This is a genomic window from Streptomyces sp. NPDC055749 (assembly GCF_053617235.1).
The window spans coordinates 85643-111096 of sequence record NZ_JBSHFH010000024.1; the positions used below are offsets into that span (position 1 = coordinate 85643).

Sequence of the window (25454 nt, forward strand, 5' to 3'; positions counted from 1 at the left end):
GGGGCCATCGAAAAGGGTAATGGCCTCCTACCCCCCTTCCGTAAGGCAAACGGGCGTGTACGAACGTCATGAATCCGCCACAACACGCTCTGCGCAGCACCTCTTGCGGAGGGTTACCGTCCGCAGGACGGCCGAAAAATGCGCTCCCCGTGCATCCGTGCGCCCTGAGCTGCACTCGTACACCCTCCGCAACCGGCCGGTCCACTTGGTGTCCACGGAGGCCGAAGATGCGGGATCATTTCTGCCATGACCGAGGTGTCCTCGCTCACAGGGCGACTGCTCGTGGCCACACCCGCCCTCGCGGACCCGAATTTCGACCGTGCGGTGGTGCTGCTCCTCGACCACGACGAGGAGGGCTCACTCGGCGTGGTCCTGAACCGCCCGACCCCGGTCGGCGTCGGTGACATCCTCGCGCCCTGGGCCGGACTCACCGGCGAACCGGACGTGGTCTTCCAGGGCGGCCCCGTCTCGCTCGACTCGGCGCTCGGCGTGGCGGTGATCCCCGGCGACGACGGCCCCCTCGGCTGGCGCCGGGTGCACGGGGCGATCGGGCTGGTGGATCTGGAGACCCCGCCGGAGCTGCTGGCCGCGGCGCTCGGATCGCTGCGGATCTTCGCCGGGTACGCGGGCTGGGGCCCGGGGCAGTTGGAGACGGAGCTCGGCGACGGCGCCTGGTACGTCGTCGAGTCGGAGCCCGGCGACGTGTCGTCGCCCCGCCCGGAGCACCTCTGGCGGGCGGTCCTGCGGCGTCAGCGCAGCGAGCTCGCGATGATCGCGACGTACCCCGACGACCCCTCGCTCAACTGACGCGCGGTCCGGCGCGGGACCGGCGGCGCGGCCGGGCGCACCTGGCGGCTCCGGTACGTCCCGGGCTTCAGTACCCTTGGCGGTTATGAGCACTCTTGAGCCCGAGCCCGGGGCAGGTACGGGGACCCTCGTGGAGCCGACACCACAGGTGTCGCACGGCGACGGCGACCACGAGCGCTACGCCCATTACGTCCAGAAGGACAAGATCATGGCGAGTGCCCTGGAGGGCACTCCCGTGGTGGCACTGTGCGGCAAGGTCTGGGTGCCGGGGCGCGACCCCAAGAAGTATCCGGTCTGCCCCATGTGCAAGGAGATCTACGAGTCCATGGGCGCCGGCGGCGACAAGGACAAGGGCAAGGGCGGCAAGGACAAGAATTGACGATCCTCTCCCGGCTTTGAAGCCGGGAGATTCCCTTTGGCTACCCGGAAGTGGCCGACTGGGTTTCACGCTTCCGCCTCCGCCGGAGGGCGGGACTCGGCACCAAGGGGCGCCTGTGCGTGCTGTTGTTGACCGAGCCACCCGTCCGGCGGGCTCGGGCCTCGATCTCGACCGAGGCGGTGTGGTCGGCGTCGTCCTCATGCCCGCAGTGCACGCACGCGAACAGTCGGCCGCAGCCCTTGCGGGACTCCGGATCCACCCGGCCGCAGGCCGCGCAGGTCTGCGAGGTGTGAAACGGCGGCACCGGGCGTACCTCGGAGCCGTACAGGCGGCACTTGTATTCCAGCTGCCGCCTGCGTTCGCCGGGGCAGTTGTCGAGGATGGATCGGTTGAGTCCGGCCTTCTGCCTTACGCTGCGGCCGGGTTGCTCTGCGGTGCCTTTGGCGCTGGTGGTCATGTTGATCACGCGCAGGTCCTCGATACCGACGAAGCCGTGGTTCTTGGCGAGATCGGTGGTGAGTTGGTGCGTGAAGTCCCGGCGCCGATTGGCTTCCCGGGTCTTCAACTTCGCGATCTGCGAGATGGTGTGACGTAGCCGGTTGCTGTACTTGCCTTGGTTGTGCTTCTGGGCGTAGGCAACCTGACGGGCTTTGCGTTGTTCCAAGCAACGCAGCCGGGCCTGCTCGTGCTTGGTCAGGCCTGGCGGCTTGATACGCGGCGCAGTCTCAGTGGACACGTAGGCGGAGGCAGCGATCCCGAAGTCGACGCCGCAGCCCGGTTGTCCGTTCGGGTCGGCCGCCTTGGTCCCGGTGGCGACGCCGAAGGCGATGTGCCAGCCGGTCCCGTCCTGGGAGACCGTGGCATTGCGGATCGCACCGCCCACAGCGCGGGAGAATCGGAAGCGGACCCAGCCCAGTTTCGGCAAGCGGACCTCGGCCCAATGCCGGTTCAGCTTGCGTGCCGCGACTGCCTGCCCTGGAAGCGGGACAGACAGCCGGGCCCCACGTTTCTTGAATGCCGGGAACTGCGCCAGGTGTCCGGAGTTGAAGAAGTTATCGAACGCCGAGTCCAGATGTCGCAGCACCTGCTGGCCGGCCTGCGCGGGGAGCTCGGCCAGCCAGGCCAGCTCGCTATCGGCGCGGGCCTCGGTGAGATACCGGCATTGCTCCACGGCACGGACAGTGTGGCCGCGCTGCTCGTATACATGGACGCGCTGCGCGAGGGCGACATTCCATAGGGCGCGCGCGGTATGCCCCCACCTGGTCAGGACCTGCTCCTGAACGATGGTGGGATACAACCGGTACCGGCGCCCCATGTCTGCTTTCACACTGCAGACCGTACGCATCAGCGCAGGCAACTGCCCTGCCTGGGAGCATAATTCACACTCCCGTACCCATTGGCGAACGTGCGTGCGAACTTTGAGGCTGAGCTGGTGCCTCATCGCTCACAAGGCCACCAGCCGCAACTGAGAAGCTTGACTGCCCTCACTCCTGCCCGAAAGGCCACGCGGCGCGGACCTGCGCGAGTCGCACACGCTGGGCATCGACCCAGCCGTCGGGCAGGCGCACCAATACACAAACCGAGGTGAGGGACACGGTTGTGTCCTCACCACCACCTCAATCGCGTTGAGGGCTTCGCTGCGGGAGATGTACGGCCCCTCCGGCGTGATCCGGATCTCCGGGTTTCGACCGTCATCCATCCAGAGAACCGGCTGCCCCAAGGTGAGCAGGTCAACCGCCTCTTCCCAGTCGTCCAGATCCTCGGGCAGCAGGCAAACCTCTGAGAGGCGGCCCTCCGCGAACTCGCTGGCCACCACGATGTCGACGTCAAGGCAGCCGTCCCACGGGCGTACTTCGGTTGCTGGCCCCGCCACCCGAACGATCACGCTGTTCTCTTCATCGGCAAGGTGGACGAGGTCAATCGGACCGCGCTCGGTCATGTCATACCCCTTGGGCCGTGTCCATGTGCCGACTCATCATGCACACCGCCTCGTATCGGCGCATGTCGGAACTGCTGCGCGCACTGGCCCGAACATCCAGCCCCACGCGGGGATACGCAAACTCATCTGAGACGCTGAACCCATGGACCTGATCCCGGCGCCCGTCGCCGTCGAAGGCACGTCCCCCGATGGATTCCTGCTGGACCGGGGCACCACGCTGTACGCGGCATCGGGCACGGAGACTACGGAGCGCTGGCTGCGTTGCGTCGGTGCCGCCCTCGGCCTGCCGCTGGCGCCGGTAAATGAAAGGGCCAAGAATTCAGTCGCGCTGCTCATGGACGACGCGATGGAGCCCGAGGCCTACAGGCTGAGTGTGGTTCGGAACAAGGGCATCGAGATCCGCGGCGGTAGTGCGGCGGGAGTCTTCTGGGGCGCGCAGACTCTGCGCCAACTCCTTGGCCCGGATGCCTACCGGCGCGCGCCGGTCGACCCGGACCGGGAGTGGCTGGTCCCCGGCTGCGCTGTCGAGGACAGCCCCCGCTTCCCCTGGCGCGGCCTCATGCTCGACGTCTCGCGGCACTTCCTGCCCAAGGACGACGTCCTGCGCTACCTGGACCTCCTCGCCGCCCACAAGCTGAACGTCTTCCACTTCCACCTCACCGACGACCAGGGCTGGCGCGTCGAGATCAAGCGGTACCCCCGGCTCACCGAGGTCGGCGCCTGGCGGGACCGCACCAAGTACGGCCACCGGGCCTCCGAGCTGTGGGACGAGACGCCGCACGGCGGCTACTACACCCAGGACGACATCCGCGAAATCGTGGCGTACGCAGCGGCGCGGCATATCCGGGTCGTCCCGGAGATCGACATCCCGGGCCACTCGCAGGCCGCGATCAGCGCGTACCCCGAACTCGGCAACACCGACGTCGTCGACACGACCACCCTCTCCGTCTGGGACAACTGGGGCATCAACCCGAACGTCCTCGCCCCCACCGACACCACCCTGCGCTTCTTCGAGGGCGTCTTCGAGGAGCTCCTCGACCTCTTCCCCGCCGACACCTCGCCGTTCATCCACGTCGGCGGCGACGAGTGCCCCAAGGATCAGTGGAAGGAGTCGGCGACGGCCCAGGCCCGGATCGCCGAACTCGGTCTGGCCGGCGAGGACGAGCTCCAGTCCTGGTTCATCCGCCACTTCGACACCTGGCTCACCGCGCGCGGACGCCGCCTCATCGGCTGGGACGAGATCCTGGAGGGCGGTCTCGCGGACGGCGCGGCCGTGTCCTCGTGGCGCGGCTACGCGGGCGGTATCGCCGCCGCCGAGGCAGGCCACGACGTCGTGATGTGCCCCGAGCAGCAGGTGTATCTGGACCACCGTCAGCACGGCGGCCCCGACGAGCCGATGCCCATCGGATACGTACGCACGCTGGAGGACGTCTACCGCTTCGAACCCGTACCGCCGGGCCTCTCGGACGCGGCGGCCCGTCACATCCTCGGCGCCCAGGCCAACGTGTGGACCGAGGTCATGCAGAACCGGGCCCGCGTCGACTACCAGGTCTTCCCCCGGCTCGCAGCCTTCGCCGAGGTCGCCTGGTCGCGGCTCCCGGCGCCCGCCGAACGGGACTTCGCCGCCTTCGAACGCCGGATGACCACGCATTACGCGCGACTTGACGCCCTCGGCGTCGACTACCGCCCGCCGGGCGGCCCGTTGCCCTGGCAGCGGCGCCCCGGTGTCCTGGGACGGCCGATCGAGGGCGCGCCCCCGAACGTGTAGGAACCACCGAAGTCGGGGCGGGCCACCGGGACCAGGGACGGTCTCGGTGGCCGTCGCGACGCCGTCTCGGTGGCCGTCGTGGTGGCCGGAGACCTGTCCCGCACGAAGGGTGTAAGTCATACGAGACGCGCTGAAGAGTGGCAATTCACACTCTGGGCCGAAGAGGTGCGAAACCGGATCATCCGCCTGGTCAGGGGCGGAAACCCCCTTCGTGGACCCTCCCGTCGGGCCGGTCGGAACATGTGCCAGAGTTGCCACGTCCGGGCTGTGAGCACGTACCGTACGGCGGAACAGGCGGGACAGCCGGGAGACCGGAAAGGGGCAGCTGGGTTGACCACTCACGCACCGCAGACGATGCAGACGGTGACGTTGCCGGCCTCGCTCGACGAGGCCGTGGCGGCACTCGGCGCCATGCCCGCCGCCGTTCCTGTGGCGGGTGGCACGGACCTGATGTCGGCCGTCAACAAGGGGCTCCTGCGCCCCTCGGGGCTCGTCGGCCTCGGGCGGATCAGCGAGCTGCGCGGCTGGCACTACCAGGACGGTCACGCGCTGCTCGGCGCCGGACTCACCCACGCACGCATGGGACGGCCCGACTTCGCCGCCCTCATCCCCGCACTCGCCGCCTCCGCGCGCGCCGCGGGCCCGCCCCAGATCCGTAACGCCGGGACGCTCGGCGGCAACATCGCCACCGCGGCCCCGACCGGCGACGCGCTCCCGGTGCTGGCGGCCCTGGAGGCCGAGCTGGTCGTCGCGGGTCCCGGCGGAAGCCGCCGCGAGATCCCGGTCTCGCACCTGCTGGCCGGCCGCGAGATGCTGACGCCCGCCGAGCTGATCGGCTTCGTTCGCGTACCGCTGCTGCACGCCCCGCAGGTCTTCCTCAAGGCCACCGGCCGCACCGGACCCGGCCGCGCCACCGCATCCGTCGCGATCGTCCTCGACCCGGCCCGGCGCGGGGTGCGCTGCGCGGTCGGCGCCGTCGCACCGATGCCGCTGCGGCCCCTGGAGGCCGAGCGCTGGATCGCCTCGCTGATCGACTGGGACGGCGAGCGCGGCCTGGCCCCCGACGCGCTGGCCGCCTTCGGCGAGTACGTCGCCGCGGCCTGCATCCCGGACCAGACCCCGCCGGCCGACGGGGGAGAGGCACCACCGCTGCCTCCGGCCGTACATCATCTGCGCCGCACCGTCGCCGCGCTGGCCCGACGCGCGCTCGGGAGGGCACTGTCGTGAGCAACGAGGACCCCACCGACCAGCAGGGGCAGCACGACCCGTACGGACAGCAGTACGGCGGCTGGCAGCCGACCCCGCAGAGCGGCGAGTACGACGCCGAGGCGACGGCCTTCGTGCACCTGCCCCCGGAGGACCTGGCCAACGACCCGCTGGCCGCCCCCGGCCACGGGTACGTACCGCCGATGATCCTGCCGCTGACACCGGCCGCCGGTCTGGACCCGGCGGCGACGGGCAGCTGGGTCGTGCAGACGCAGAGTCAGCAGAACTCCCCGGCCCCGGACGTGGCGACGGGCGGTGAGCCCGTCGCGCCCTCCTCGGTGCACTGGCCGGACCCGAACCAGCAGCAGGAACACGTGGAGTACCCGGCCACGTCCTCCACGACGGCCCAGTGGAACTTCACCGAGGTGACCACCGCAGCCGCCGAGCCGACCGGCGGCCCCGGGGCCACCGGTCACACCGGCCAGTGGACGATCCCGGTGGCCGACGGTGACCTCCCGGAGGAGTCCGGCGAGTTCGCCGCCTCCGCCCTGGCGTCGCAGTGGTACGCGGACTCGGCAAGACCCGCCACGCTGCCGGGCGGCGCACCGGCACCGTGGGCGACGCAGGAGCCGGTGCCGGTTCCCGTGCCGGAACCGGAGATGGTGCCGCAGGCTGTCGACGAGGCACCCGAGGAGGCTGCTGAGCTTCCGGAGGCCCACGAGGCCGATGCTCCGTCGGCCCCTGCCGCAGACGCCCCGGATGCCCCGAACGCCACGGACATCGCGGACCTCGCGCCCGACTCCACCCCCGACGAGGCCCCCGAAACCGCTCCCGAAACCGCCTCCGAACCCACCCCGGAAGCTGCCCCCGAACCCGCACCAGGCCCCCTCACGGGCGCCCCGAGCGAGCACCCCTCCGCCTCCTACGTGCTGCATGTGAACGGCGCCGACCGCCCCGTGAGCGACGCCTGGATCGGTGAGTCCCTCCTCTACGTGCTGCGCGAGCGCCTCGGCCTCGCCGGTGCCAAGGACGGCTGCTCGCAGGGCGAGTGCGGGGCCTGCAACGTCCAGGTCGACGGGCGTCTCGTCGCCTCCTGCCTGGTCCCCGCGGCCACGGCGGCGGGCAGCGAAGTCCGTACGGTCGAGGGCCTCGCGGTCGACGGCGAGCCGTCCGACGTCCAGCGCGCCCTGGCCACGTGCGGGGCCGTCCAGTGCGGCTTCTGCATCCCCGGAATGGCCATGACCATCCACGACCTCCTTGAGGGCAACCACGCCCCCTCCGAGCTGGAGACGCGCCAGGCCCTGTGCGGCAACCTCTGCCGCTGCTCCGGCTACCGCGGCGTGCTCGACGCGGTGGGCGAGGTCATCGCGGGCCGTGAGGCCAACGCGGAAGCGGCCGCTTCCGAGCCGGCCGACGAAGCCCGCATCCCGCACCAGGCGGCCCCGGGCGCCGGTAGTGTCCAGCCTCACCCGCATGAGGGAGGCGTCCTGTGAGCGACGCACGCAGGACCGCAGGAGTCCCGAGCGCGACCCCACCGGCCGACCACAGCTGCTGCCGCAGCGGGGCGAATCACAAGGAGGCGGCGTGAGCAGCGACGCAGCCACCGCGACCAACGCGGCCGGCGCCACCCGCACGACGTTCCCTGACCCCGCGGGTCCCGGCTCCGGCCCGGACCAGGAGGTACCCCTGTTCGGCCTGGGCGCGTCGCTCCCGCCCGCCGACGCCCGAGCGAAGACCGAGGGAACCTTCCCCTACGCGGCCGACCTCTGGGCCGAGGGCCTGCTGTGGGCGGCCGTGCTCCGCTCCCCGCACCCGCACGCCCGCATCCTGTCCATCGACACCTCGGCGGCGGCCGAGATGCCGGGAGTACGCGCGGTCGTCACGCACGAGGACATCCCCGGGGACGGCGCCTACGGCCGCCATGTCGTGGACCGCCCGGTCTTCGCCTCCGAACTGGTACGCCATCACGGCGAGCCCATCGCCGCCGTAGCCGCGGACCACCCGGACACGGCGCGTCTCGCCGCCGCGGCCATCGCCGTCGAGTACGAGGTACTCGAACCGGTCACCGACCCGGAGAAGGCGTTCGCCGCCGAGCCCCTGCACCCCGACGGCAACCTCATCCGCCACATCCCGCTGCGTTACGGCGACCCGGACGCCGAGGGCGAGGTCGTCGTCGAGGGCCTGTACCGCATCGGCCGCCAGGACCCCGCCCCGATCGGCGCCGAGGCCGGTCTCGCCGTGCCGCGCCCCGACGGCGGGGTGGAGATCTACACGGCCTCCACCGACCCGCACACCGACCGCGACCTGGCCGCCGCCTGCTTCGGCCTGGAGGCGGACCGGGTGAAGGTCGTCGTGACGGGTGTCCCCGGCGCGACCGGCGACCGGGAGGACCCGGGCTTCCAGATCCCGCTCGGCCTGCTCGCCCTGCGCACCGGCTGCCCGGTCAAACTGGCAGCCACCCGCGAGGAGTCCTTCCTGGGCCACGCCCACCGGCACCCGACCCTCCTGCGCTACCGCCACCACGCGGACGCCGAGGGCCGCCTGGTCAAGGTCGAGGCGCAGATCCTCCTCGACGCCGGCGCGTACGCCGACGCCTCCTCCGAATCACTCGCCGCCGCGGTCGCCTTCGCCTGCGGTCCGTACGTGGTCCCGCACGCCTTCATCGAGGGCTGGGCGGTGCGTACGAACAACCCGCCTTCCGGCCATGTACGCGGCGAGGGCGCGATGCAGGTCTGCGCGGCCTACGAGGGCCAGATGGACAAACTGGCGGCCAAGCTGGGCATCGACCCGGCCGAGCTCCGCCTCCGTAACGTGCTGTCCACCGGCGACATCCTCCCGACCAGCCAGACGGTCACCTGCCCGGCGCCGGTGGCGGAACTCCTGCGAGCGGTACGCGACTTCCCCCTCCCCGCCCTGCCCAAGGACACCAACGAGGACGACTGGCTGCTCCCCGGCGGCCCGGAGGGCGCGGGCGAGCCCGGTGCCGTACGGCGCGGGGTCGGGTACGCGCTGGGCATGGTCCACATGCTCGGCGCCGAGGGCACGGACGAGGTCTCGACGGCCACGGTCCGGGTCCACGACGGCATCGCCACGGTCATCTGCGCGGCGGTCGAAACCGGCCAGGGTTTCTCGACCCTCGCCCGGCAGATCGTGCAGGAGACCCTGGGCATCGAAGAGGTCCACGTGGCCGCGGTCGACACCGACCAGCCCCCGGCGGGCCCGGCGACGCACGGCCGCCACACCTGGGTCTCCGGCGGGGCGGTGGAGCGGGCGGCCAAGATGGTGCGCACCCAGCTCCTCCAGCCGCTGGCACACAAGTTCGGCATGTCCACGGAACTCCTCCAGATCGCCGACGGCAAGATCACCTCGTACGACGGAGTGCTGTCCACGACGGTCACGGAAGCGATGGACGGCAAGGAACTCTGGGCCACCGCCCAGTGCCGCCCCCATCCCACGGAACCCCTCGACGAGTCGGGCCAGGGCGACGCGTTCGTCGGCCTCGCGTTCTGCGCGATCCGAGCGGTGGTGGACGTCGACATCGAACTGGGCTCGATCCGCGTGGTCGAGATGGCGGTGGCCCAGGACGTGGGCCGGGTCCTGAACCCCGCCCAGCTGGCCATCCGCATAGAGGCGGGCGTCACCCAGGGCATCGGCGCGGCGCTCACGGAGAACCTCCGCACCGCCCGTGGCCTGATCCGCCACCCCGACCTCACGGGGTACGCACTCCCGACGTCCCTGGACGCACCGGACATTCGCATCGTGAAACTCGTCGAGGAACGCGACGTGGTGGCCCCCTTCGGAGCCAAGGCAGCCTCGGCGGTCCCGGTGGTGACGTCCCCCGCGGCCGTGGCCTCGGCGGTCCGCTCGGCGACCGGCCGCCCGGTCAACCGCCTCCCGATCCGCCCGCAGGCAGCGGTCGCAACACCCAAGGCGTGACCGGCACATGACGGTGTGATTCGCGTTGCACGTGCAACCCAGGGGTGCGAGCTGTCAGTGATGCTGACTACAGTGATCTCCAAAGCTTAGTGAGTAGTAAACGGGGGAGGCACTGTGGTGAGCGACGGAGGGTCAGGGGCGGGACCGGCTCTTGGATGGCCGTTCGGCGGCATCATCGATGCGGTACAGGACACCGTGGGCGACCTGGTCACGGAGCTCCAGTCGTTCACGAAGTTCCGCGACCGCATAGACGAGCTCATCGCGGACCTCAAGGCCTCACCGGCCGACGCGAGGAAGGTCGGCGAGGACCGCGTCGCGCCCACCGAGTTCGGCGCCCCGGAATGGGCCGAGGCGTACGGGCTGCACGAGTCGTACAAGGCGGTCATCACGGAGCTGGAAACCCTCTCGAAGATGCTCTCGGACTCGATGGAGGGCATGGGCATCGCGGTCCTCGCGTCCCACAAGGGTTACGAGAACCTCGACGAGGACATCCGCGAGCGCATGCGCGCGATCAGCGGCAGCACGAAGGAGCACTACGGCGGCGAGTACGTGCCGGAGCCGCCGGCCGGAGCCGGCACGGCTCCGAAGCCCGACCCGAAGCCGACGCCGGAAGAGAGCGCGGTGAACTACTGATGGCGACGGTCGCTGGTGCGGTACGGGTACGGGCAGAGGTAGGGACGGGGGAACGGGATGCCTAAGAGGACATCGTTCGAGGACATGCCGCACGAGCGGATGCTCAGGTGGCTCGACCAGGCCAACAGCGGGTCTGTGCAGGGCGCGGCGGACCGCTTGTTGAGTGCGTCCACGGAGATTAAGAAGATCGCCGAGGACTTGAAGATCCGTCCGCAGATGGTGGAGTGGAAGGGCGAGGGCGCGAACGCGTTCCGCACCTGGACCGCGGATCTGGCCAACGCGACGTTGCGCCTGGCGGAGTACAGCGAGGGTGCGTCGAAGCGGCTGGCCGAGGCGTCCGACGCGATCGCCCTGGCCCAGGTGACGATTCCCCGCACTCACGCCGGCGCACAGGCGAACCTGGACGCGGCGCTTGCGGCGCGGAACGACCCGGATGCTTCTGCGGTGGCACGGACGTCGGCGGAGACGCTGCTCGCCGAGAAGGAAGCGAACCGCCAGGAAGCGGCCCAGGCGATGAAGAAGCTCGCGGAGGCGTACGAGCTCTCGAACGACCGCATCACGGGCATGGAGGTGCCGAAGTTCCCGCCGCCGCCGAAGGCGTTCGTGCCGGACCCGGAAAAGGGGATCCACGGCGGCGGAGACTACGCCCGTACAGGCGGAGCGACGGGTGGAACCACCGGCGGTGTCGCGGGCGGCGCGACGGCGTACACGAGAGAACCCGAATCGGTAGGCGGCGCGACGGCGATCCCCGGAATGGCACAGTCGCCGTCTTCCCCAGGTGGTGCAGTGCTGCGCCCCGTGGACATGGAGATCGACAGCGTGGCCACGCTGCCGGACGCCCCGACCGTTACTTCGGCGACTCCGCCGAGCCTGCCGGGCGGAGGAAAGCCCGATGGCGGCTTGCCGCCTGTGATCGGAGGGCCCCCGCCCATCGTGGCGCGAGGCCCGGGCCTGCCGCCCACGGTGAGCGGCGGAGGTAAGCCGACAGGCACTTCGCGCCTGCCCATGCCTCCCACGACCTCCGGCTCCGGGCCCATCGGCCGACCGCCGGGTCAGACCGGAATCGTCGGGGGTCGCCAGGTCCCACAGTCCTCGGGCAAGCCGATGGTCGGACTTCCCCGTGGCACCGTGATCGGTGGCGAGGGGACCCATGGCGTACGTCCGCCCATGGGGCACGGCCCGGGCATGGGCGGCCCCACCGGTGGCCAGAACGGCATGGTCGGCGGCCGTCGTCTGGCGGGTGAGACCGGCGGAATCGTGGGCGGTCGTCCGCAGCAGCAGGGGACCAGCAGCGGCCGTCCGTTCACGCCGGGGGGAAGCGGCCTGGTCAGGGGCGGAAGCTCGGCACAGGGTGCGGTGGGGCGTGGGGGAGCCTTCACTCCCCAGCGCCCGGGAGACTCGCGTCGTAACGCGAGGGGCGAGAGGCCGGACTACCTCACGGAGGACGAGGAGACCTGGCAGCAGAACGGTCGGCGCATCGTGCCGCCGGTCGTCGACTGAGTAACTGGCTAAGGAATCGCATGCGGATCAGCAGGAACGCCAACCGGGGAGTTGCTCGCCCGGGAACCGTGGTCTCGGCCGTTGTGGGGCTGCTGCTGATCGGAGCCGTACCCGCGCGTGCGGACACGGTGCGTTCCGACCAGTGGCACCTCGACAGCATGCAGGCCGAGCAGATGTGGGACACGAGTACCGGGCAGAACGTCACCGTCGCAGTCATCGACTCCGGAGTCGATGACTCCAACCCGGATCTGCTAGGCCAAGTGCTCAAGGGGAAAGACCTGGCGCTGGATTCTCCTGGCGACGAACACGTTGACTACAACGGTCACGGAACGGGAATGGCCGGGCTGATCGCCGGTACAGGCCAGTCGGGCGGTGGCGACGGTGCTTTCGGACTTGCGCCGGGAGCGAAGATCCTTCCCATTCGTATGAGGGACGATGCCGGCAAGGTCAACGGGGCAACTGGAAACAAGAACTTCAATGATGACCTGACGACGGCCATTCGCTATGCGGCGGACAGTGGCGCCGAGGTCATCAATATCTCCCTGGCGGATGTGAAAGGCTCGCAGCGGCTCAGCGATGCGGTGAAGTACGCACTTCAGAAGGGCTCGCTGATCTTCGCCGGTGTGGGAAATTCTGCCGCGGAGGGGAATCCGGTTCTGTATCCGGCCGCAACTCCGGGCGTGGTCGGTGTGGCGTCCCTCGGCAAGGATGGCAAGCGAGCCGAGCACTCGGAGTACGGGCCGCAGGTCGATCTCTCCGCACCGGGTGTCGACATGGTCCAGGCATGCGGCGGCAAGACAGGTCTTTGCAAGACCACCGGCACCAGTGACGCCTCCGCCATCGCCTCCGCCTCCGCCGCCCTGATCTGGTCCCAGCACCCCGACTGGACCAACAACCAGGTCCTGCGCGTCCTGCTGAACACGGCAGGCGGCCCGAACAACGGTGCCGAGCGCACAGACGCCGTCGGACACGGCGTCGTCCGCCCCCGCATCGCCCTGAAGACCCCGGGCGACCCCGGCCCCGCCGACGTCTACCCGCTCCCCGACCTTGCCGCAGCCGAGTCCGCCAAGCCCTCCGCCGAGCCGTCGCCGGTCAAGGGCGGCTCCGAGGCGGACGACGAGACTCCGGCAGCCGCTGCCCCCGCCGCCGACGACGAGGGCGGCAACACGGCGCTCTGGATCGGTCTCGGCGTCGGAGCGGCAGCTCTCATCGGTGGCGCGGTGGCCGTCACGGTCGTCCGGTCGCGCCGCCGTAGCGCAGCCGCCCCACACCTGTACCAGCACCCCCAACCCCCGTACCCGGCTTACGCGCCCCCGACGAGGGCGCCCGGCCCTGACTCGACGTATGGCAGCCCTCCCAGCCAGGGGCCCACTACCTGAGTCGCACCCCGGCAGCGTGTGAGAGCTTCGCCGGAAAGTCGGTGAGACCGGCGGAATCGTGGGTGGTCGACCGCAGCAGAACGGTCGGCGCATCGTGCCGCCGGTCGTCGACTGAGCAATCGGTAAAGGAATCGCATGCGGATCAGCAGGAACACCAACCGGGTAGTCGCTCGCCCGGGAACCGTGGCTTCGGTGATTGTGGGGCTGCTGCTGATCGGAGCCGTACCCGCGCGTGCGGACTCGGTGCGTTCCGACCAGTGGTACCTCGATGCCATGCAGGCCGAGGAGATGTGGGAGATGAGCACCGGTGAGAACGTCACCGTCGCAGTCATCGACTCAGGTGTTGATGCTTCGAACCCTGATTTGCTCGGCCAGGTGCTCAAGGGGAAAGACCTCGCCGAGGGCTCTCCTGGAGATGAACGCGTCGACTATGACGGTCACGGAACGGGAATGGCTGGGCTGATTGCCGGTACGGGACAGTCGGGCGGGGGCGACGGTGCTTTCGGGCTTGCGCCGGGATCGAAGATCCTTCCCATTCGTATGAGGGACGATGCCGGCAAGGTCAACGGGGCAACGGGCGGCAAGAACTTCAACGATGACCTGACGACTGCCATTCGCTACGCGGCGGACAACGGTGCCAAGGTCATCAATGTCTCCTTGGGGAATGAGGAGGGCTCGCAGCGGCTCAGTGATGCGGTGAAGTACGCCCTTCGAAAGGGATCGTTGGTCTTTGCTGCTGTCGGAAATACTGGCGATAAAGATAATTCGATCGAATATCCGGCGGGAACCCCAGGTGTTGTCGGCGTAGGTTCTATTGGTAAGGACCTCAAGAAAGATCCGGCGTCTCAGTACGGAAGCCAGGTCGATCTTTCGGCGCCGGGGGTGGACATGGTCCATGCATGTGGCCACCAGAAGTCAGGCCTGTGCAGGTCCACCGGTACCAGTGACGCAACCGCCATCGCCTCCGCCTCCGCCGCGTTGATCTGGTCCAAGTACCCGGACTGGACCAACAACCAGGTTCTGCGGGTCTTGATGGACACGGCCGGAGGTCCGACCAGCGGTGCCGAGCGCAACGACTACATCGGCTACGGCGCGGTTCGCCCCGGGGCAGCCTTGTCGAATCCCGGTGACCCCGGCCCCGCCGACGTCTACCCCCTCCCCGACCTCGCCGCAGCCGAGTCCGCCAAGCCCTCCGCCAAGCCGTCGCCGGCCAAGGGCGGCTCCGAGGCGGACGACGAGACCTCGGCCGCCGCTGCTACCGCCGCCTCCGACGAGGGCGGCAACACGGGCCTCTGGATCGGCCTCGGTGTCGGAGCCGCTGCCCTCATCGGTGGCGCGGTGGCCGTCACGGTCGTCCGGTCGCGCCGCCGTAGTGCGGCCCCTTCGGCCGTACCGCCGTATCAGCAGGGTCAGCCGCCTTACCCCACCTACGGTCCGCCCCCGGGAGCGCCGCAAGGGCAGTACCCGTACGGCGGCCCGCCTGCGCAGGGTCCGCGCACCTGAGCCCGTCGCCAGCCGTTCCGAAATGCCCCTTTTCGTATTGATTCCTATAGTGGGTGCCGTCGTGCACCCCCGATGAGGAGTCAGTCGTATGAGCAATCTGTTCGCCATCGCCTACAACGACCTCGCCACCGCCGACCAGGTCCGGGACAAGCTGTTGTCCCTGAACCGTGAGCACCTCGTCGAGCTCGAGGATGTCGTCGTCGTCGAGCGTCGCGAGAAGGACGGCCGGATCAAGCTGCACCAGGCCAACAACCACCTCGCCACCGGTGCCGCGGGTGGTGCGCTGTGGGGGAGCGTCATCGGCCTGCTGTTCTTCGTGCCGTTCCTCGGCGCAGCCGTGGGCGCGGCGGCCGGTGCGGCCGGTGGGGCCGTCACGGACACCGGGGTCGACGACGACTTCATGCGGGAGCTCAGCGCCAACCTCAAGCCCGGTGGGGCGGCCGTCTTCGTGCTCGTCCGGTCGGCGGCCCGCGACAAGGTCGTGCCCGAGCTCGCGAAGTTCGGCGGTCAGCTGATCCAGACCTCGCTCAGCAAGACGGACGAGGAGCACCTGCGGGAGATGGTGAAGGACGTTCTCAAGGGGGAGGGAGCCCAACAGGTTCCCGTCGCCTCCTGATCGTCCGCGCGTGCGGTAGGTAATGGCGGTCGGTCCCTGCAGCGGAAGCGCAGGGGCCGACCGCCATCCCTATGGCCGCGCTCTATGCCTTGCGGGGGTGCGCTGCGCGCCACTCGGCTTCCAGCACCGACCACATCTCGGTGTCCTGCCGTACGCCCCGGTAGAGGTCGTTCTGCCGCTGTACGCCTTCGAGGGTCATCCCGAGCCGCTTCGCCACATTGATGCTCGGTGTGTTCTCTGGGGTGACCAGCCACTCCACGCGGTGCATTCCGCGCTCCCGCACGGCCCAGTCGATGATCACGCGAAGTGCGCGGGTGACCAGACCACGCCCGGCGGCGTCCGGTTCCAGCCAGCAGCCCGCCTCGCAGGTGCCCCTCGCGACGTCGAAGGCGGGCAGGAGGATGCCGCCGACGAGGAGTCCGTCGAGCCGGATGCCGTAGATGCGGCCGGTGTCGGCGGCGGTCCTGTCGGCGTGCTTCTGGAGCCAGTTCCGTGCGGAGTCGAGGTCGTGCACGGTATCGGGGAGTCCCACGTGCCGGCCGATGTACGCGCGGCCACGGTCCATGTGGGCCAGGAACTCCTCGGCCTGCCACGGCTCCAGTGGCCCCAGCTCTGCCCCGTCACCCAGGGGTATCGCGAACATTCCCGTCCTCCTCATCGACCGTGCTCGGTCCTCGGATCCTCGCACGCGGTCCGTGTGGTCCCCGGAGTCCGCCTCCCGGCGTGAAGACGATGAAACTGGGCCGTTAGCGTGTGCGTCATCGAGGGCGGAGGCAACGGCTCCGATGGAATCCGATACGCGAGTACGGGGGAATGCATGACGTTCGACGCAGAGTGGGCGACGCTTCGTGCGGAATCGACGCAACGGGTCGATATGCGGCTGAATGGCGTCCCGCCGGAGCCCGGCGGTTCCGGCGGACCGTCCTCTGCAGACCTTGCGGTCAATCAGGACAACCTGGGCGCCATCGGGCACGAGGCGTATGAGCTGCGCACCAGAGTCTCTAAGGACGGCGATCACGCCAGGCCCTCGACCTTCGAAGCGGCTATCGCACTCACCAACGGGAACTTCGAGAGCGGCTCGGGACTGTTGAAGGTCCACGACCGGTGGAACACGCACCTCAAGACCCTCCTCGACGCGTGCTCGCAGATTTCGAACCATCTCAATTACACGAAATCCGCCCATGCGAAGGACGACGTCCAAATCGGCGGCGACCTGATCTCGGTGTCCAAGCTCAACGAGTATCTGAAGTAATCCGCGGGGGAACAGGTCATGTTGAAGTACGAGGACATCGTCGACGCACCGGTCGCCAAGCTGAAGACGGCCGCGGACGACTGGTCGGAGATGGTCACCAAGCTGGACCGGCTGGCCGAGGACGCCACCAACGGGATGAAGGCCAAGGCGGACAAGGCCGAGTGGGAGGGCGCCAACGCCGGCGTCACCAAGGGGTTCATCGGCAAGACCGCGAAGGAGTTCAAGGACGCGGCGGCCGAGGCCAAGGGCGTCAAGCTCATCCTGGAGGACGCCCACACCGCCTTCAAGAAGGCCAAGGACGACCTGGTGGCCGTCCGGGACGTCGACGGCCCCGCGGCGGGCATCCACGTCGACGCCAAGGGCAAGGTCACGGCCCGCCATCCGCTGGAGAAGGACAACACGGCGCGGCACGACCCCGACTACAGCGAACTCCTGCGCAAGCAGCGGGAGTCCCTCGAAGCGTGGCAGAAGAAGATCGACCTGATCGTCGACAACTGCAACGACACGGATGTCGCTTTCAAGAACGCCCTGGAAGCCAACGTCACCGAGGGGCAGGACTTCAGTGCCCCGAAGTACCAGAACCTGGACCAGGAGGAGGCAGCCCGCGCTGCCGCCCTGGCTGCCAAGGGCCGCGACATCACGCACACCGAGCTCCAGGCGCTCAACGAGCTGCTCCACGACAACAGCAAGGCTCCCGAGTTCTCGAAGAACTTCTACGAGAAGCTGGGCCCGGAGAAGTCCCTCGCGTTCTTCGGCCAGCTCGCCACCGACACGCACGACTACGCCAAGGTCGACAAGGAACGTCTCAAGGACGTCCAGGAGCTGCAGCGGAACCTCGGTCTGAACCTGGCCACCGCCTCGCACGACAAGGCGTTCTCCGCCGAGTGGGGGCCGGAGCTGCGCAAGCTCGGCACCGAGCAGATCCCGCTCTCCAAGTACGACAACTCCGGTGGCGCGTACGGGTATCAGTTGCTCGGCGGCATCATGCGGAACGGGAACTACGACGCGAAGTTCCTCAACCCGATCGCCGAGCATGTGGCACAGCTGCACCAGAAAGACCCGTACATGTTCGCCAACAACAAGCAGATCAACGGCTTCCTCGAGCACCCGTTCAACCCGTCGGGGAAGAACGGCGCCGGTTACGACCCGACCACGGCCGTGCTGGAGGCGCTCGGCAACAGCCCGGATGCCGCAAAGCACTTCTTCGCCGACGACCCGACCGCTTACAACGAGGACGGGACGGTCAACGCGGGAGCCACGGCGGACCTCGGGAAGGACAAGGACGGGAACAAGATCGAGAACTACCTCGACTTCTTCGGCAACGAGAAGTGGGAGTCGTTCCCGGACAGCAACTCCACCGACCCGGACAAGCTGGCGCCGACCCTTCAGTACATGCCGGACGCACTGGGCCACGCCCTGGAATCGGCGACCCTCGGCTATCCGGCCGGTCACCCGGACGCGGGCGTGGTGCGGGACGCCGACAACGCGGCGGTCATGCAGCAGGTCATGGAGAAGTACGGCGCGGACGCGGGGCTGCTCAAGGAGCAGGAAGGGATGGCGGACAGCCTCGGCACCATGGGCGCCGGATACATCGACGACATCAACTGGGCGCTGGACAAGGGAAACCAGGACAGCGTCTTCGCCCCCGGCAAGAATCCGGACGGACACATCGATTTCGAGGACGACGAAGAAGGCCGGAGCGTCGCGCGTGGTTTCCTCAGCGCCCTCGGCCAGCATCCGGACGCCTACGCCACCCTCTCCACGGCGGAGCAGGTCTACACCCGGAGCGTGCTCGAAGCTCAGGTGGGCCCCGACGGGAAGGTCGACACGGGCTCTGCCCGGGCGACCGTGCACGTGGGTGCCGAGGTGCAGGGCATGCTCGACCAGTCGCGTGCCGACCAGGTCCAGGCAGAGAACATGAAGACCCATGAGGACTACGAGAAGGCCGTGGCCAAGCGTGCGGGCTGGGTGGAATTCGGTGCGGTGGCGGGCGTCGCGGCCGGTGTCGCCTTTCTGCCGGCGACGGCCGCGGTGGGCACCGCGGCCGTGCTCATTCCCTTGGTCACAGACACGGCCAGTGGTGCTGCGGAGCAGGTCATCGGCCAGGTCGTCGGAGATATCTCGGACAACTCGGTGGACAAGAGCAAGGAAAAGGCCGAAGAGCTCACCGAGCAGGAATGGAACAGGATCTATCGTTCCGGCGAGTCCATGGCCGAGGCCCCGATGGAGGAATTCCTCGCGCGGCACACGACCGAGGAGGACACCGAGTTCCGTCAGGACATGAAGGAGTCGATGAGGTCCGGCTACTCGACCGGAAACGACCGCGAGAACCAGCAGGGCAGGGCACCGGAAACCGGCTGACGCAGGAAGAACGAGGCAAGACGGATGAAGATCATGGGATCGGTGCGGGTAAACCGTGTGCTTGTCGCTGCCGGGCTGGTGCTGGCCATGGGCGCCGGGGGTGTGGCATGCGGTTCGGACGAGAAAGTGGAGGAGGACCCGTTCGTCGGTGCCGCCGAGGTCTGTGACGGGCTGTTCGCCGGTCCGCTGGCGAAGAAGGTCGAGTCCGTAACCGGGGACACGGTGTTCTTTAGGTCGGGGACCAAGGATCTCGACAACGTCGTCGAGGCACTGAAAGAGGGTCACGCGTCGGGACGCAATTGGGCCGGCGGGGCGAAACTGTGCAAATTGCGCCCGAAGGGGGCTCGAGTGGGGGACGCTGGAGGGCTCACGTTCTCCATGTACGCACGGCAGGACGTGACGGACCCGCGTATGGCGGACGGCTCGGAGCTCTACACCATGGGGAAGAGGTCCGAGGTGAGGCGCCAAGGTGCGTCTATCTACCTTGAGTGCGTGAGTCCGCAACTGAAAGGGTCGAGTGGGAATCCGCTGCGGATCTTCGGAAGCTTCGGACGTGGTGAAAGCGATGCGCCGGACAGTCGTGAATCGCGTGAAGCGAATCTCGAAATCCTCCACGCCGCCGCGCTCGCCGTGGTGAAGGAACTCGACTGCGAGAACAATGCGGGTCTGCCCGAGAAGCCCGTGCTGCAACCCCGCACGTGAGGTGAAAAAAGGGGTTGCCCCCGGACTTCTTCGATGGGGGCGGAGGTAATCGCTCCGATGGAATCCGATACGCGAGTGCGGGGGAATGCATGACGTTCGACTCCGAGTGGGCGACGCTTCGTGCGGAATCGACGCAACGTGTCGATATGCGGATGAATGGCGTCCCCGCCGGACCGCCCTCCGCCGACCTTGCGGTCAATCAGGACAACCTGGGTGCCAGCGGTATGAGGCGTATGAACTGCGCACCAGCGGCCGGCGATCAGGGGAGGGTCAAATGATGATGCTGTGCAACTCGAACCGGCTGACCGTCATCGCGGTTCTGGTTATCGGCGGTCTTCTTTCGGGATGTTCCGGGGGCGAGGAACGCGCAGAATCCCCGGAACTGGGGCGGTGCAAGTCGTTGCTCGGCGCCGGGAACGTGGACGCGGCTGTCAAGACGACGGGCGGAAGCGATGTCGAGGTGAGCGGAACACCTCAGGCGGATGTGCTGGCGGACGATCTCGTACGGGAGGCGCAACGGTGGCAGAAGTCGGATCTGCTGCACAACTCCTATACGGGTTGCCGCATGGATGCGTTCGAGGGAGGCCAAATCATCGGCACCGTAGATGCATCGGTGAAGTGGTCCGTTCTCTCGCTCGGGTTGCTGGACAGTCCGAAGAACAGTCGGACGTGGCGTCAGGTGAACGAATCGGTGTATGTGGCACCGCAACCTGGCCCGGCCCGAATGCAGTTGCTCGCGGCATGCGCGGTACCCGGAGCGACTGCGTCGCAGTCGTCCGATCTGCCGCTCCAGTTCGAGGTGTCGGGTGAGAGCCTCGGAGCGGAACTCCGGTGGGAGTTGCTGAGGGCGTTCGCTCAGTCGGTGACGGAAGAGATGGGGTGCGCGACGCCTCCCGTCATTCCCTCCGTACTGCCTGCGGCCACGTGACGTGGGAGCGCGAATGCTTCAGCAGGCCAGATCTGGATCTACGTCGAGCGGACGGGCAGGCCGCAGGGAGGCCGCCGGAACCGGCGTAGTGGCGTAAGGGTCCTGCAATGACACCGCCCGCCCCTCGAAGTGAGGGGCGGGCGGTGTCATACGGAGACCGTGACCGGATTCGAACCGGTGTAACTCGAGTTGCAGTCGAGCCCCTGAGCCTCTCGGGCACACGGTCGGGTGTTTTCTCCTTGTCCTGCGCTTGCCCTGACGACGTTAGGGCCGGGGTGCGGGGCCTTCAAGGGGTCCGGCGGGCGTGCCACATGACTGCCATACGCCGTTCATGAGCGGGGCGTGACGGGGGCCGTGGACCTACGACCAAGGGACGAGTTCGGAGCCGACCATCGACAGGGTTCAAATGGGTTGGTGACCCTTACTCTTGGCTCATGACCGCTCTCGAACCGCGCGACGCCGACGTCTCGCCCCGCATCGAAACCCCCGTCGTCGCCGAGAGCGAAGAGAAAAACGAAGGCGTACTCGGGCGGACCCACCGGGCGCTCAGCATCGGCATCGTCTCCGTCGTGCTCCTCATCGCGTTCGAGGCCACCGCCGTCGGTACCGCGATGCCCGTCGCGGCGCGCGAGCTGCACGGCATCCCGTTGTACGCGTTCGCCTTCTCCTCGTACTTCACCACCAGCCTCTTCGCCATGGTGCTCTCGGGGCAGTGGGCCGACCGGCGCGGGCCGCTGGGGCCGCTCGCCGCCGGGATCAGTTCCTTCGCGGTCGGGCTCCTGCTCTCCGGGACCGCGGGGAGCATGTGGATGTTCATCGCCGGGCGGGCCGTCCAGGGGCTCGGTGGCGGGCTGGTGATCGTGGCGCTGTACGTGATGATCGGCCGGGCCTACCCCGAGAAGATCCGGCCGGCGATCCTGGCGGCCTTCGCGGCGAGCTGGGTGATTCCCTCAGTCGTCGGCCCGCTGGCCTCCGGGACCGTGACCGAGCACCTCGGCTGGCGGTGGGTCTTCGTCGGGATCCCCGTGCTCATCGTCTTCCCGCTGGCCCTCGCGCTGCCCGCGATCCGGCGCATGGCGTCGGGGCCCGCGGACGGGATGAAGGGCGCCGAACCCTTCGACCGGCGGCGCATCCGGCTCGCCCTCGGTATCTCGGTGGGTGCGGGGCTGCTCCAGTACGCGGGGCAGGAGCTGAACTGGTACGCGTTGATCCCGGCCGCGGTCGGCGTCGCGCTGCTGGTGCCTGCCATACGTGGGCTGCTGCCGGCCGGCACCGTACGGGCGGCGCGTGGGCTGCCTGCGGTGATCCTGCTGCGGGGGATCTCCGCCGGGTCGTTCATCGCCGCCGAGTCCTTCGTACCGCTGATGCTCGTGACCCAGCGCGGGCTGACCCCGACGATGGCCGGTCTCTCGCTCGCGGTCGGCGGTGCGACGTGGGCACTCGGCTCGTACGTGCAGGCGCGCCCGCGCATGGAGGAGCACCGGGAGCGGCTCATGGTGGGAGGCATGGTGCTGGTCGCGGTGTCGATCGCGGTCGCACCGACTGTGCTGATCGCGTCGGTGCCGGTCTGGATCGTGGCCGTCGCCTGGACCTTCGGGTGCTTCGGGATGGGGATGGTGATCGCTTCTACGAGCGTGCTGCTGCTGAAGCTGTCGGCTCCGGAGGAGGCGGGGGGCAACTCGGCGGCCCTCCAGATCTCGGACGGACTGTCGAACGTCCTGCTGCTGGCCGGCGGCGGAGCGGCGTTCGCGGCGCTCGGCGGGGGAGCGCTGGGTGCGGCGGCGCACGGGGCGGGAGGCGCGAGCGCGGCCTCGCATCCCGGGGCGTTCGTGGCGGTGTTCCTGCCTATGGCGGGGGTGGCGTTGGTGGGGGCTTGGGTGGCGGCGCGGGTGCGGACAAACGCGTAGCACCGGCTGGTACCGCACGGTACCGTTCATGCATGGCTGGTCTGAATCTGCGGTTCACCGAAGAAGAGCTGGACGCCCTGCGCGCGCGTGCCGAGGCCGAAGGGCGGAGCATGCAGTCCTTCGCCCACGATGCCGTGATCACCGCCATAAACGAACACTCACGCCTCTTCAATGAGGCGGCAGACCATGTACTGAGGGCGAGCGAGGAGCTCAACAGGAGGCTCGCCTGATGAAGTACCTGACTCTGCCCGAGCTGCTCAACCTGGCGAAGCGGCTCGGTGCGGACGAGGTGCGTGACTACGGGCTCCTCGACTCCGCACTGGCACGCCCGCAAGCGAGTGTGTTCGGCCAGGATGCCTATCCGGATGTGTGGCAGAAGGCCGCAGCCCTGATGGAATCACTGGCGCGGAACCACGCCCTCGTCGACGGCAACAAGCGCATCGCCTGGTACGCGACCTGGGTTTTCCTGCACATGAACGGCCATCCGCTGAACGCGTCCTTCGACGTGGACGAGGCCGAACGGTTCGTGCTGGACGTCTGCCAGGGACTGCTGGACATGCCCAAGATCGCGGAGCAGCTGCCCGGGTTCGCCGCATAGACACACCGCTGTGAAGCGGGTCTCAGAGACCCCGAACCACGGCTTGTTCGTACGGGGTTCCGGCCGGGCCACCGGTAAGGTGGCCCGGTTGTCGTATCTCGTACGAGGTCGTGCGAGACCCGCGGACAGCGCCCCACGTACCCGAGAGACCCGAACCGGAGACCGTGACTACTACCGCCTCCCACCACCTCTCACCCGCCTTTCCCGGCCGCGCCCCCTGGGGTACGGCCGGCAAGCTGCGAGCCTGGCAGCAGGGCGCCATGGAGAGGTACATCCAGGAGCAGCCTCGCGACTTCCTCGCGGTCGCGACGCCCGGCGCAGGCAAGACCACCTTCGCCCTGACCCTCGCCTCGTGGCTGCTGCACCACCATGTCGTCCAGCAGATCACCGTCGTCGCGCCGACCGAGCACCTCAAGAAGCAGTGGGCCGAGGCCGCGGCCCGGATAGGGATCAAGCTCGACCCCGAGTACAGCGCCGGCCCCGTGAGCAAGGAGTACCACGGGGTCGCCGTGACGTACGCGGGCGTCGGTGTCCGGCCGATGCTGCACCGCAACCGATGCGAGCAGCGCAAGACCCTCGTGATCCTCGACGAGATCCACCACGCCGGTGACTCGAAGTCCTGGGGCGAGGCGTGCCAGGAGGCGTTCGACCCGGCGACCCGGCGGCTGGCGCTGACCGGGACGCCCTTCCGGTCCGACACCAATCCGATCCCCTTCGTGGCGTACGAGGAGGGGAACGACGGAATCCGGCGTTCCTCGGCCGACTACACCTACGGCTACGGCAACGCCCTCGCCGACGGGGTCGTCCGCCCCGTCATCTTCCTCAGCTACAGCGGCAACATGCGCTGGCGTACGAAGGCGGGCGACGAGATCGCCGCGCGGCTCGGCGAGCCGATGACCAGGGACGCCATCGGGCAGGCCTGGCGCACCGCGCTCTCGCCCACCGGGGACTGGATCCCGAATGTGCTCTCCGCCGCCGACAAGCGGCTGACCGAGGTGCGCAAGGGCATCCCCGACGCCGGTGGGCTCGTCATCGCGACCGACCAGGAGTCGGCGCGCGAGTACGCCAAGATCCTGAAGAAGGTCACCGGGCAGAAGGCGACCGTCGTCCTCTCCGACGAGAAGGCCGCCTCGAAGAAGATCGACCAGTTCACCGAGGACGGCTCGCGCTGGATGGTCGCGGTCCGGATGGTGTCGGAGGGCGTCGACGTGCCGCGCCTCGCGGTCGGGGTGTACGCCACCACCATCTCGACGCCCCTCTTCTTCGCGCAGGCCGTCGGGCGCTTCGTGCGCTCGCGGCGCCGCGGCGAGACCGCCTCCGTCTTCGTACCGACCATTCCGATGCTCCTCGACTTCGCCAACGAGATGGAGGTCGAGCGGGACCACGTCCTCGACAAGCCCAAGAAGGGCAGCGACGAGGAGAACCCGTTCGCCGAGGAGGACAAGCTCCTCTCCGACGCGGAGAAGCTGGAGGACGAGGAGACCGAGGAGCAGCTGCCCTTCGAGGCGCTGGAGTCCGACGCGGTCTTCGACCGGGTGCTGTACGACGGTGCCGAGTTCGGCATGCAGGCGCACCCGGGCAGCGAGGAGGAGCAGGACTACCTCGGGATTCCGGGACTCCTCGAACCCGACCAGGTGCAGCTCCTGCTCCAGAAGCGGCAGACCCGGCAGATCGCGCACAGCCGCCAGAAGCCGGCCGCGGAGGCCGACCTGCTGGAGAAGCCGGCCGAGGCGCGCCCGGTCGTCACCCACAAGCAGCTGCTCGGGCTGCGGAAGTCGCTCAACACCATGGTGTCGGCGTACACGCACCAGAGCGGCAAGCCGCATGGGGTGATCCACACCGAGCTGCGGCGGGTGTGCGGCGGTCCGCCCAGCGCCGAGGCGACGGCCGGACAGATCCAGGACCGGATCAAGAAGGTCCAGGAGTGGGCCACCCGGATGACGTAGGCGGTTCGGCATCGCCACCGGCCAGCATCGCCACCGGCCCGGGGGGGGGGGGGGGCGGCGGGCCCCCCCCCGGCGCGGGGGGGAGGGAATTTAT

Annotated in this window: 22 protein-coding genes and 1 tRNA gene; 19 read left to right on the forward strand and 4 right to left on the reverse strand. The window is 68.9% G+C overall.

Features of this window, described 5'->3' with window-relative positions; translation table 11 throughout:
- The first annotated feature begins 246 nt into the window (after positions 1-246).
- Positions 247-807, forward strand: a complete 561-nt coding sequence (locus ACWGO0_RS19785) for a YqgE/AlgH family protein (protein ID WP_453536229.1) — start codon at positions 247-249, stop codon at positions 805-807.
- A gap of 85 nt (positions 808-892) precedes the next feature.
- Positions 893-1186, forward strand: a complete 294-nt coding sequence (locus ACWGO0_RS19790) for a DUF3039 domain-containing protein (RefSeq protein ID WP_453536232.1) — start codon at positions 893-895, stop codon at positions 1184-1186.
- A 40-nt stretch (positions 1187-1226) separates the two neighbouring features.
- Here the strand turns inward: ACWGO0_RS19790 and ACWGO0_RS19795 are convergent, their stop codons facing one another.
- Together ACWGO0_RS19795 and ACWGO0_RS19800 are read right to left on the reverse strand one after the other, a co-directional pair.
- Positions 1227-2513 carry an RNA-guided endonuclease InsQ/TnpB family protein gene (locus ACWGO0_RS19795; protein WP_453536235.1) on the reverse strand — a complete coding sequence of 429 codons (1287 nt, stop codon included), beginning with the start codon at positions 2511-2513 and terminating at the stop codon, positions 1227-1229.
- A gap of 117 nt (positions 2514-2630) precedes the next feature.
- Positions 2631-3125: a DUF5959 family protein gene (locus tag ACWGO0_RS19800; protein ID WP_453536238.1), complete on the reverse strand. Its 495-nt coding sequence runs from the start codon at positions 3123-3125 to the stop codon at positions 2631-2633.
- Between the two features lie 142 nt (positions 3126-3267).
- Here ACWGO0_RS19800 and ACWGO0_RS19805 point away from each other — a divergent pair, with 142 nt between their 5' ends.
- The 9 genes from ACWGO0_RS19805 (at position 3268) to ACWGO0_RS19845 (ending at position 15666) form a co-directional block, all read left to right on the forward strand.
- Positions 3268-4893, forward strand: a complete 1626-nt coding sequence (locus tag ACWGO0_RS19805; protein WP_453536241.1) for a beta-N-acetylhexosaminidase — start codon at positions 3268-3270, stop codon at positions 4891-4893.
- Between the two features lie 330 nt (positions 4894-5223).
- Positions 5224-6120, forward strand: coding sequence for an FAD binding domain-containing protein (locus ACWGO0_RS19810; RefSeq protein ID WP_453536243.1), 897 nt, complete (start codon positions 5224-5226; stop codon positions 6118-6120).
- Complete coding sequence (locus ACWGO0_RS19815; protein WP_453536246.1) at positions 6117-7592, forward strand: 2Fe-2S iron-sulfur cluster-binding protein; 1476 nt, start codon at positions 6117-6119, stop codon at positions 7590-7592. The genes ACWGO0_RS19810 and ACWGO0_RS19815 overlap by 4 nt, the downstream gene beginning before the upstream one ends.
- A 91-nt stretch (positions 7593-7683) precedes the next feature.
- Positions 7684-10035, forward strand: coding sequence for a xanthine dehydrogenase family protein molybdopterin-binding subunit (locus tag ACWGO0_RS19820; RefSeq protein ID WP_453536249.1), 2352 nt, complete (start codon positions 7684-7686; stop codon positions 10033-10035).
- Between the two features lie 117 nt (positions 10036-10152).
- Positions 10153-10668, forward strand: coding sequence for a hypothetical protein (locus ACWGO0_RS19825; RefSeq protein ID WP_453536252.1), 516 nt, complete (start codon positions 10153-10155; stop codon positions 10666-10668).
- Positions 10669-10725: 57 nt separating this feature from the next.
- Entirely contained in the window at positions 10726-12168 is a 1443-nt protein-coding gene (locus ACWGO0_RS19830; RefSeq protein WP_453536255.1) for a hypothetical protein, read from the forward strand.
- Between the two features lie 20 nt (positions 12169-12188).
- On the forward strand, positions 12189-13547 hold the full coding sequence (gene mycP, locus ACWGO0_RS19835; protein ID WP_453536258.1) for a type VII secretion-associated serine protease mycosin: 1359 nt from the start codon (positions 12189-12191) through the stop codon (positions 13545-13547).
- 135 nt (positions 13548-13682) lie between these two features.
- The gene (mycP, locus tag ACWGO0_RS19840) at positions 13683-15050 is read left to right on the forward strand and encodes a type VII secretion-associated serine protease mycosin (protein ID WP_453536261.1); all 1368 of its coding nucleotides are present in this window, start codon (positions 13683-13685) and stop codon (positions 15048-15050) included.
- 88 nt (positions 15051-15138) lie between these two features.
- Complete coding sequence (locus tag ACWGO0_RS19845) at positions 15139-15666, forward strand: DUF1269 domain-containing protein (RefSeq protein WP_453536264.1); 528 nt, start codon at positions 15139-15141, stop codon at positions 15664-15666.
- 82 nt (positions 15667-15748) lie between these two features.
- Here the strand turns inward: ACWGO0_RS19845 and ACWGO0_RS19850 are convergent, their stop codons facing one another.
- Positions 15749-16309 (reverse strand): GNAT family N-acetyltransferase, encoded by a 561-nt coding sequence (locus ACWGO0_RS19850; RefSeq protein WP_453536267.1) that lies wholly within the window; start codon positions 16307-16309, stop codon positions 15749-15751.
- Positions 16310-16483: 174 nt separating this feature from the next.
- Here ACWGO0_RS19850 and ACWGO0_RS19855 point away from each other — a divergent pair, with 174 nt between their 5' ends.
- The 4 genes from ACWGO0_RS19855 to ACWGO0_RS19870 all read left to right on the forward strand — a co-directional run bounded on the left by ACWGO0_RS19855 (position 16484) and on the right by ACWGO0_RS19870 (position 20909).
- On the forward strand, positions 16484-16918 hold the full coding sequence (locus ACWGO0_RS19855; RefSeq protein ID WP_453536270.1) for a hypothetical protein: 435 nt from the start codon (positions 16484-16486) through the stop codon (positions 16916-16918).
- A gap of 18 nt (positions 16919-16936) precedes the next feature.
- Positions 16937-19279 carry a hypothetical protein gene (locus ACWGO0_RS19860; protein WP_453536273.1) on the forward strand — a complete coding sequence of 781 codons (2343 nt, stop codon included), beginning with the start codon at positions 16937-16939 and terminating at the stop codon, positions 19277-19279.
- 24 nt (positions 19280-19303) lie between these two features.
- Positions 19304-19981: a hypothetical protein gene (locus tag ACWGO0_RS19865; RefSeq protein ID WP_453536275.1), complete on the forward strand. Its 678-nt coding sequence runs from the start codon at positions 19304-19306 to the stop codon at positions 19979-19981.
- A 274-nt stretch (positions 19982-20255) separates the two neighbouring features.
- Positions 20256-20909: a hypothetical protein gene (locus ACWGO0_RS19870; RefSeq protein WP_453536278.1), complete on the forward strand. Its 654-nt coding sequence runs from the start codon at positions 20256-20258 to the stop codon at positions 20907-20909.
- 154 nt (positions 20910-21063) lie between these two features.
- Here the strand turns inward: ACWGO0_RS19870 and ACWGO0_RS19875 are convergent.
- A tRNA-Cys gene (locus ACWGO0_RS19875) sits at positions 21064-21135 on the reverse strand.
- Positions 21136-21343: 208 nt separating this feature from the next.
- On the opposite strand from ACWGO0_RS19875, the gene ACWGO0_RS19880 reads away from it, so the two are divergent.
- The 4 genes from ACWGO0_RS19880 to ACWGO0_RS19895 all read left to right on the forward strand — a co-directional run bounded on the left by ACWGO0_RS19880 (position 21344) and on the right by ACWGO0_RS19895 (position 25360).
- Positions 21344-22816 (forward strand): MFS transporter, encoded by a 1473-nt coding sequence (locus ACWGO0_RS19880; protein ID WP_453536281.1) that lies wholly within the window; start codon positions 21344-21346, stop codon positions 22814-22816.
- A gap of 32 nt (positions 22817-22848) precedes the next feature.
- Entirely contained in the window at positions 22849-23046 is a 198-nt protein-coding gene (locus ACWGO0_RS19885; RefSeq protein ID WP_453536284.1) for an Arc family DNA-binding protein, read from the forward strand.
- Entirely contained in the window at positions 23046-23414 is a 369-nt protein-coding gene (locus ACWGO0_RS19890) for a type II toxin-antitoxin system death-on-curing family toxin (RefSeq protein ID WP_453536287.1), read from the forward strand. The genes ACWGO0_RS19885 and ACWGO0_RS19890 overlap by 1 nt, the downstream gene beginning before the upstream one ends.
- Before the next feature lie 164 nt (positions 23415-23578).
- Complete coding sequence (locus ACWGO0_RS19895; protein WP_453536290.1) at positions 23579-25360, forward strand: DEAD/DEAH box helicase; 1782 nt, start codon at positions 23579-23581, stop codon at positions 25358-25360.
- Positions 25361-25454 lie beyond the last annotated feature (94 nt).

Bases quoted from the DNA above. Each gene is read 5' to 3' on its own strand.
- ACWGO0_RS19800 (WP_453536238.1), bottom strand. From the start codon at position 3,125: ATGACCGAGCGCGGTCCGATTGACCTCGTCCACCTTGCCGATGAAGAG.
- ACWGO0_RS19805 (WP_453536241.1), top strand. From the start codon at position 3,268: ATGGACCTGATCCCGGCGCCCGTCGCCGTCGAAGGCACGTCCCCCGAT.
- ACWGO0_RS19855 (WP_453536270.1), top strand. From the start codon at position 16,484: ATGACGTTCGACGCAGAGTGGGCGACGCTTCGTGCGGAATCGACGCAA.
- ACWGO0_RS19830 (WP_453536255.1), top strand. From the start codon at position 10,726: ATGCCTAAGAGGACATCGTTCGAGGACATGCCGCACGAGCGGATGCTC.
- ACWGO0_RS19790 (WP_453536232.1), top strand. From the start codon at position 893: ATGAGCACTCTTGAGCCCGAGCCCGGGGCAGGTACGGGGACCCTCGTG.
- ACWGO0_RS19860 (WP_453536273.1), top strand. From the start codon at position 16,937: ATGTTGAAGTACGAGGACATCGTCGACGCACCGGTCGCCAAGCTGAAG.
- ACWGO0_RS19865 (WP_453536275.1), top strand. From the start codon at position 19,304: ATGAAGATCATGGGATCGGTGCGGGTAAACCGTGTGCTTGTCGCTGCC.
- ACWGO0_RS19885 (WP_453536284.1), top strand. From the start codon at position 22,849: ATGGCTGGTCTGAATCTGCGGTTCACCGAAGAAGAGCTGGACGCCCTG.
- ACWGO0_RS19880 (WP_453536281.1), top strand. From the start codon at position 21,344: ATGACCGCTCTCGAACCGCGCGACGCCGACGTCTCGCCCCGCATCGAA.
- ACWGO0_RS19890 (WP_453536287.1), top strand. From the start codon at position 23,046: ATGAAGTACCTGACTCTGCCCGAGCTGCTCAACCTGGCGAAGCGGCTC.
- ACWGO0_RS19845 (WP_453536264.1), top strand. From the start codon at position 15,139: ATGAGCAATCTGTTCGCCATCGCCTACAACGACCTCGCCACCGCCGAC.
- ACWGO0_RS19870 (WP_453536278.1), top strand. From the start codon at position 20,256: ATGATGATGCTGTGCAACTCGAACCGGCTGACCGTCATCGCGGTTCTG.
- ACWGO0_RS19850 (WP_453536267.1), bottom strand. From the start codon at position 16,309: ATGTTCGCGATACCCCTGGGTGACGGGGCAGAGCTGGGGCCACTGGAG.
- ACWGO0_RS19785 (WP_453536229.1), top strand. From the start codon at position 247: ATGACCGAGGTGTCCTCGCTCACAGGGCGACTGCTCGTGGCCACACCC.
- mycP (WP_453536261.1), top strand. From the start codon at position 13,683: ATGCGGATCAGCAGGAACACCAACCGGGTAGTCGCTCGCCCGGGAACC.
- mycP (WP_453536258.1), top strand. From the start codon at position 12,189: ATGCGGATCAGCAGGAACGCCAACCGGGGAGTTGCTCGCCCGGGAACC.